Genomic DNA, 7,397 nt, shown 5'->3' with positions numbered 1-7,397 from the left:
CTGCGGGCCGCCCTTTTTGTGCGTGCGGCGCGTCAGACCGCCTTGCGCGGCTCTTCCACCGGCGGCGCGGGCAGGGCGCGCGGGGCCGGCCGGTGCTGGCGCATCGCATAGAGCCCGGCGGCCATGATGAGGGCGATGCCGGCGATGGAGACGAGATCGGGCATGGCGCCGAACAGCCAGGCGCTCAGCCCGACCGAGCACACCACCGCCGCGTAGCGGAACGGGGCGATGGCGGCGGGATCGTTGCCGCGGAAGGCGGCGATGGTCAGCATGTGCCCGCTGATCAGGGTGACGCTGCCGCCGAACAGATAGCCGAGCGTGACGAGGTCGAGCGGGTGCCAGCCCTCCACCAGCGCGCCGCCGAAGCCGAGCAGCATGCCGACGAAGGTCGTGGCCAATGTCACGACCAGGGTCGGTACATGCCGGCCGATGCTGCCGGTGACGAAATCGCGCAGCGCGACCAGCAGCGCCGAGCCGAGCGGCAGCAGCGCCATGGCGTCGAAGGCCGATGTGCCCGGCTTGATGATCAGCGTCACGCCGAGAAAGCCGACGAGGACCGCCAGCCACTGGCTCCAGCCGATCCGCGAGCCGAGGAACAGCACCGCCACCGCCATGGTGACGAGCGGCGCCACCTGGATGATCGCCGCCGCGTCGCCGAGCGACATGGTGATGATGGCGGTGATGAACAGGATGGCGACGCCGGCCTCCGCCACCGCGCGCAGCAGCACCCTCCGGTCGAAGGCGAAACGCAGCGCCGGCAGCTCGCCCTTCCAGGCCAGCAGGCCGAGCAGGAACACCCCCGCCATCACGCCGCGCACCGCGAGAATCTGCGTCGGCGGAATATGCGCCAGCGCCAGTTTCGAGAAGGCGTCGTTCGTCGCGAAGATGGCGGAGCCCGCGATCATCAGGAGGATGCCGCGGCGCAGGGCGGAGGAATCGTGCATGGGAATGTAGGCCGAAGGGTTGGTGGCACGTTGAGCCACGCGATGGCGTCGGAATAAAGACGCTGTGCTGCCGTGGCCAGACTTATAGCCCTGCGCCTGCGTCAGGTCGGCTCAGCCTTCCTCGCATGCCGGCTCGCCTGTGGCGACGAGCCCGCCCGCGCGGCGCTCCAGCGATTGGGAAACCATGCACAGGCCGAGCGCGCCGACCGACAGCGCCGCGCCGATCCACGGCAGGTCGACATAGCCGACGCCGAGCGTGATGGCGGCCCCGCCGATCCACGCGCCGGCGGCATTGCCGAGGTTGAACGCGCCCTGGTTCAGCGTCGAGGCGAGGTTGGGCGCGCCGACGGCGGCATCCACCACGCGCATCTGGATCGGCGGCACCACGGCGAACACCAGAATGCCCCAGACGAAGATCGTCGCGACCACGGCGACCATGTCGGCGCTGGCGAACACCAGCACGACGAGGATCGCCGCCAGGCCGACGAAGGTCGCCATCAGCGAGGGCATCAGCCGCCAGTCGGCCAGCTTGCCGCCGAGGATGTTGCCGATGGTGATGCCGACGCCGAACAGCAGCAGCACATAGGTCACGACATGCGGTGTCAGCCCGGTCACGTCGCGCAGCAGCGGCGCGATATAGGTGAAGACGGTGAACAGGCTGGCCGAGGCCAGCACGCTCATCATCATGGTCAGCAGCACCTGCGGGCGCTTCAGCACGGCGAATTCGCGGATGATGTTGCCGGCGGAATGGGGAATGTCGCGCGGCACCCACAGCGCGATCGCGCTCACCGCGAGGATGCCGATGACCACCACCGCCCAGAAGGTGGAGCGCCAGCCCAGCGCCTGGCCGAGCGCGGTGCCGAGCGGTACGCCGAGCACATTGGCCAGCGTCAGTCCCGCGAACATCAGCGCGATGGCGCTGGCGCGCTGCCGGGGCGGCACCAGATTGGCCGCGACCACCGCGCCGATGCCGAAGAACGCGCCGTGGCAGAAGGCGGTGACGACGCGCGCGCCCATCAGGAACCAGTAGTCCGGCGCGATGGCGCAGAGCAAATTGCCGAGCACGAACACGCTGGCGAGGCCCATCAGCGTGGCCTTGCGCGGCAGCGCATTGGTGATGATGGCGACGATCGGCGCGCCGATGACGACGCCGAGCGCATAGCCGGTCACCAGCAGCCCCGCGGCGGGGATCGACACGCCGAGATCGGCCGCCACCTCGGGCAGCAAGCCCATGATGACGAACTCGGTGGTGCCGATGCCGAACGAAGCCATGGCCAGGGCCAACAGCGGGAGCTGCATGGACGGACTCGCTTGATTGTGGGTCTCGGTTCGCCGCGTAGGTAGCACTACGGACCGCAGCAGCATATGCACATCATGTTGCGACGCAGCAACAAAGCCGCGCGCGACCCAGCCATGCGGGGATGCAGGGCAGGATACGGGTCGTCTCAGCCGCCGGTGACGCTCATGTGGCGGCGCAGGGCCGGGGGGCGGCCGGGGCGGTCGATGACGAAATCGTGCCCCTTGGGCTTGCGGAAGATGGCCTCATCCAGCGCGGCGTGCAGCTTGTCGTCGCTCTCCGAGGCCCGCAGGGGCGCGCGCAGGTCCGCCGCGTCGTCCTGGCCGAGGCACATATAGAGCGTGCCGGTGCAGGTGACGCGCACCCGGTTGCAGCCCTCGCAGAAATTATGCGTCAGCGGCGTGATGAAGCCGAGCCGTCCGCCGGTCTCCTTGATGGAGACATAGCGCGCCGGGCCGCCGGTGCGGAAGGCGATGTCCTCCAGCGTCCAGCGCTGCGCCAGCCTTTCGCGCACGGTGGAGAGCGGCAGATACTGGTCGATGCGCTCCGCCCCGGTCTCGCCCAGCGGCATGACCTCGATCAGCGAGACGTCCATATCGCGGCCATGCGCCCATTCGATCAGCGCGGGGATCTCGTGCTCATTCTCGCCGGCGAGCGCGACGGCATTGAGCTTCACATGGATGCCGGCATCCTGCGCCGCATCGATGCCGGCGAGTACCTTGGAGAGGTCACCCCAGCGGGTCAGCGCGCGGAAACGCTGCGGGTCGAGCGTGTCGAGCGAGACATTGATGCGCTTGACGCCGCAGGCTGCCAATTCCTTGGCGAAACGGGCGAGCTGCGAGCCGTTGGTAGTCAGCGTCAGCTCCTCCAGCGCGCCCGAATCGAGATGGCGCGACAGCGAGCGGAACAGGGTCATCACGTCACGGCGCACCAGCGGCTCGCCGCCGGTCAGGCGCAGCTTCTTCACCCCGCGCGCCACGAAGGCCGAGCACAGCCGGTCGAGCTCTTCCAGCGTCAGCAATTCGGGCTTGGGCAGGAAGGTCATATGTTCCGCCATGCAGTACACACAGCGGAAATCGCAGCGGTCGGTGACCGAGACGCGCAGATAGGTCACCGCGCGGCCGAAGGTGTCGACCAGCGGGGCGTGGTGCATCTCGCGCTGGAAACGGTCGATGATGGCTTCCTGCTGGCTCACGGACGACCTCCCGAGGTGCCGTTAGGTGACACCCTTTTCAGATATTTCTAAACACTCGGCCGGTGGGTGCCAAGGCGCGGATGCCTATCGCCCGATTGTTGGCGCCACTTGAACATCACGTCAGGGTGAATGTCTTCCCCTCGCGCACGGCGCCGACGCCCGTCATCCGTTCCGCACGGCGTAACCACCGGCTGCCCGCCGGCTTGGCGCGCGCGGCATTGATGTCTATGTGGGGAGCACACGCCACCAGGGAAAGACCGCCGTGACCGACGCCTGGCCGACCGAGATCCGACTGCACAAGGACCACAGCGCGCTCACCATCGCCTTCGAGGACGGGGCGAACTTCACGCTGCCGGCGGAATATCTCCGGGTCGAGAGTCCCTCGGCCGAGGTGCAGGGCCATTCGGCGGCGGATCGCCAGCTGGTCGCCGGCAAGCGCGAGGTGCGCATCCAGGAGCTCATCCCGGTCGGCAATTACGCGGTGCGGATCGTCTTCGACGACGGCCATTCGACCGGCATCTTCACCTGGGACACGTTCCACGAGCTCGGGCGCGAGCAGGAGACGCGCTGGACGCGCTATCTCCAGGAACTGGCCTCGAAGAACCTGTCGCGCGACGCCGCCGGCACGGTGCGCCGGCATTGAGGATTCATCATCCCGGATCGGCCTGCGGCGGTCCGGGATGACGATGAAGCGCGGTCAGTTGTTCAGCACGACGACCGTGGTGCCGACATTCACCCGGTTGTACAGGTCGGTGACGTCGTCGTTGGTCATGCGGAAGCAGCCGGAGGAGACCGCCTGGCCGATGGTCTCCGGCTCGTTCGAGCCGTGGATGCGGTAGAGCGTCGAGCCGAGATACATGGCGCGGGCGCCGAGCGGGTTGTCGATGCCGCCGGGCATGTGGCGCGGCAGGTCGGGCCGGCGCTTGATCATCTGCGGCGGCGGCGTCCAGCCCGGCCATTCGGCCTTGCGGGTGATGGTCTTCACGCCGGACCAGCGGAAGCCGTCGCGGCCGACGCCGATGCCGTATTTCAGCGCCATACCATTGTCCTGCACGAGATACAGCCGGCGCTCGGCGGTGTTCACGATCACGGTGCCCGGCTTGTACTTGCCGTCATAGCGCACGGTCTGGCGCGGCACGGGCGAGCCCGAATAGCCGCTCTTCGGCCCGTTGCCGAAGTCGAACGGCTTCGGGAAGACATTGCCGAAAAAGCCCTGCGCGGAAGCGGGCGCCGCGCCCGCCACGATCAGCCCGGCCATCAATGCCGCGGCGGCCATTATTCTCAGTCGCATTTCATGCCCCACAAAGAAACGCCCAGACGTTCTCCGGCCATTCGCGCCGCCCATACCGACGCATTTCCGACCGGCTGTCGGCGATTATGACGTGGAAACCGCCAAGGAAGCCTTGACGAAGCGGTGAAATGATCGATTGCCGCCGGGGTATGGCGTCGGAGCCACAGGGGTGACGCAAAGGTCCGCCGCCGGCGCCTCTTGCGATAACCTCGGGGAACGTCGTGCGGGCAGGCTATACCCGTGCCGACAAATTGCCGATCCTGCACGTCGCGACAATATCGAACAGGAGATACCCGCATGGCGGCCGATACCGCAGCATCGCACGCGGCTCAGGGGGTCGAACTCCTACCCATCGTCGTGCTGCTCGGCGCGGCCGTCATCGCCGTGCCGCTGTTCAAGCGGCTGGGGCTCGGCTCGGTGCTCGGCTATCTCGCGGCCGGCCTCGTCATCGGGCCGTTCGGGCTCGGCGTGTTCACCGATCCGCAGTCGATCCTGCACGTCGCCGAACTCGGCGTGGTCATGTTCCTGTTCGTCATCGGGCTGGAGATGCAGCCCTCCCGCCTGTGGGCGATGCGCGGGGAGATCTTCGGCCTCGGCCTGGCGCAGGTGGCCTCGTGCATCGCGCTCTTGACCTGTGTCGGCCTGGCGCTGGGCTATACCGTGCCCGAGAGCTTCGTCGCCGGCACCGGCTTCGTGCTCACCTCCACCGCCATCGTCATGCAGATGCTGGAGGAGCGGCGCACGCTGGCGGTGCCGAAGGGCCGGCGCATCGTCGCCATCCTGCTCCTGGAAGACCTCGCCATCGTGCCGCTGCTGGCGCTGGTCGCCTTCCTGGCGCCGGGCGGGGCCGAGGTCACGCTGGCGGAGCGGCTGGCCGGCATCGCTCTCGGCCTCGCGGCGATCGCCGCGCTCATCCTCGCCGGGCGCTACCTGCTCGACCCGATGTTCCGCATCCTCGGCAAGGCCAGGGCGCGCGAGGTGATGACCGCGGCGGCGCTGTTCGTCGTGCTCGGCGCGGCCTTCGCCATGCAGCTGGTCGGCCTGTCCATGGCCATGGGCGCCTTCCTCGCCGGCGTGCTGCTGTCGGAATCCTCGTTCCGCCACCAACTGGAGGCGGATATCGAGCCGTTCCGCGGCATCCTGCTCGGCCTGTTCTTCCTCGGCGTCGGCATGGCGCTGGATCTTGCCGTCATCGCCGCCAACTGGCGGCTCATCGCGCTCGCCGTCGTCGCCTACATGGTGCTGAAGTTCATCGGCATCTACGCCGTCGCCCGGCTGTTCCGCGCCAGCAACCGCGAGGCGGTCGAGCGCGCGGTGCTGATGGCGCAGGGCGGCGAGTTCGCCTTCGTGCTCTACGCCGCCGCGACCTCGGTCGGCATCATCGACATGGAATCCAACGCGGTGCTCGCCGCCACCATCATCGTCTCGATGGCGCTGACGCCGGTGCTGATCATCGCGCATGACCGGCTGATGCCGAAGCCGGCGCCCTCGCTCGCTGGCGTCGAAGTGGCCGAGAACCTGAACGCCAGCGTGCTGATGATCGGCTTCGGCCGCTTCGGCCAGATCGTCAGCCAGCCGCTCGTCGGGCATGCCTGCACGGTCTCGCTCATCGAGATCGATCCCGAACTCATCCGCATCACGCGCGATTTCGGTTTCAAGGTCTATTACGGCGACGGCACCCGGCTCGACATATTGCACGCCGCCGGCGCGGCCGAGGCGCGGCTCATCATCGTCGCGGTGAACGATGCCGAGGCGGCGCTGAAGATCACCGAGCTGGTCAAGGCAGAGTTCCCGCTCGTGCCGGTGCTGGTGCGCGCCCATGACCGCGAGCACGCCGCCGCGCTGATCAATGCCGGCGCCGACTTCCAGATGCGCGAGACCTTCGAATCCGCGCTCACCCTTGCCGACAAGGCGCTGGAGATGATGGATGTCGAGGCAGGGGAGCGCGCCGAGGTGATCGCCGATATGCGGCGCCGCGATGCCGAGCGTCTTTCCATCGAGCTGACGGAAGGGCTCTACAGCTATGCCGCGCGCAGCCTCATCCTCGGCAATCTGCCGCTGAAGCCGGCCCCTTCCGGCGAGGCGTCGTGATGAACGCCGCCGACGCGGCCATCGCCTCGGTCCTGCGCTTCTGGGTCGCGGCGGGCGAGGATCTGTGGTTCGCCAAGGACGAGGCGTTCGACCGCCGTTTCCGCGAGCGCTTCCTCGACCTGCATCTGGCGGTCGCGGCGCGCCGGCACGACGACTGGATCGGCACCGCGGAGGGCGCGCTGGCGCTGATCATCCTCGCCGACCAGTTCCCGCGCAATGCGTGGCGCGGCACCGCGCATATGTACGCCACCGATCCGCTGGCCCGGCTTTATGGCCGGCAGGCGGCGCGGGCCGGCTTCATGGCGCAGGTGCCGGACGCGCTGAAGGTGTTCTTCGTGCTGCCCTTCGCTCATTCGGAGCATCCCGCCGACCAGGACCTGTGCGTCGCGCTCAGCGCGGCGCTGGACGCGGAGGCGCGCGAGCATGCCGGCATGCACCGCGACATCATCCGCCGCTTCGGCCGCTTCCCCCACCGCCTCGCGATGCTGGCGCGCGAGACCACGCCAGAGGAGGCGGCCTTCCTCGCCAATGGAGGCTTCGGCGGATAGGAGCGGCCAACTGCCCATTGCCTTCCCCCGG

At 68.4% G+C, this 7,397-nt stretch carries 7 protein-coding genes; 3 read left to right on the top strand and 4 right to left on the bottom strand.

Translation table 11 applies throughout. The features are described 5' to 3' along the window. Positions 1-32: 32 nt before the first annotated feature. The 3 genes from OJJ21_RS10790 to moaA form a co-directional block, all read right to left on the bottom strand. Positions 33-983 carry a DMT family transporter gene (locus tag OJJ21_RS10790; RefSeq protein WP_297686038.1) on the bottom strand — a complete coding sequence of 317 codons (951 nt, stop codon included), beginning with the start codon at positions 981-983 and terminating at the stop codon, positions 33-35. 72 nt (positions 984-1,055) lie between these two features. Further along, on the bottom strand, positions 1,056-2,243 hold the full coding sequence (locus OJJ21_RS10785) for an MFS transporter (protein WP_297686036.1): 1,188 nt from the start codon (positions 2,241-2,243) through the stop codon (positions 1,056-1,058). Between the two features lie 146 nt (positions 2,244-2,389). Further along, positions 2,390-3,394, bottom strand: coding sequence for a GTP 3',8-cyclase MoaA (moaA, locus tag OJJ21_RS10780; RefSeq protein WP_297686041.1), 1,005 nt, complete (start codon positions 3,392-3,394; stop codon positions 2,390-2,392). Between the two features lie 304 nt (positions 3,395-3,698). Here moaA and OJJ21_RS10775 point away from each other — a divergent pair, with 304 nt between their 5' ends. Then, complete coding sequence (locus OJJ21_RS10775) at positions 3,699-4,079, top strand: DUF971 domain-containing protein (RefSeq protein ID WP_297686034.1); 381 nt, start codon at positions 3,699-3,701, stop codon at positions 4,077-4,079. A 54-nt stretch (positions 4,080-4,133) separates the two neighbouring features. Here OJJ21_RS10775 and OJJ21_RS10770 read toward each other — a convergent pair whose 3' ends face one another. Continuing rightward, positions 4,134-4,727, bottom strand: coding sequence for a L,D-transpeptidase (locus OJJ21_RS10770; protein ID WP_297686032.1), 594 nt, complete (start codon positions 4,725-4,727; stop codon positions 4,134-4,136). Positions 4,728-5,024: 297 nt separating this feature from the next. On the opposite strand from OJJ21_RS10770, the gene OJJ21_RS10765 reads away from it, so the two are divergent. Next, a complete protein-coding gene (locus OJJ21_RS10765; RefSeq protein WP_297686031.1) occupies positions 5,025-6,818 on the top strand; it encodes a monovalent cation:proton antiporter-2 (CPA2) family protein in 1,794 nt (597 codons plus the stop codon). Further along, positions 6,818-7,366: a DUF924 family protein gene (locus tag OJJ21_RS10760; RefSeq protein WP_297686029.1), complete on the top strand. Its 549-nt coding sequence runs from the start codon at positions 6,818-6,820 to the stop codon at positions 7,364-7,366. The genes OJJ21_RS10765 and OJJ21_RS10760 overlap by 1 nt, the downstream gene beginning before the upstream one ends. The last annotated feature ends 31 nt before the right edge of the window (positions 7,367-7,397 follow it).

Origin of the sequence: Ferrovibrio sp. (assembly GCF_025869515.1) — a bacterium.
Taxonomy (GTDB): Bacteria; Pseudomonadota; Alphaproteobacteria; order Ferrovibrionales; family Ferrovibrionaceae; genus Ferrovibrio.
The sequence above is the reverse complement of the archived record's forward strand: the minus strand, read 5'-3'. Positions and strand labels throughout refer to the sequence as shown.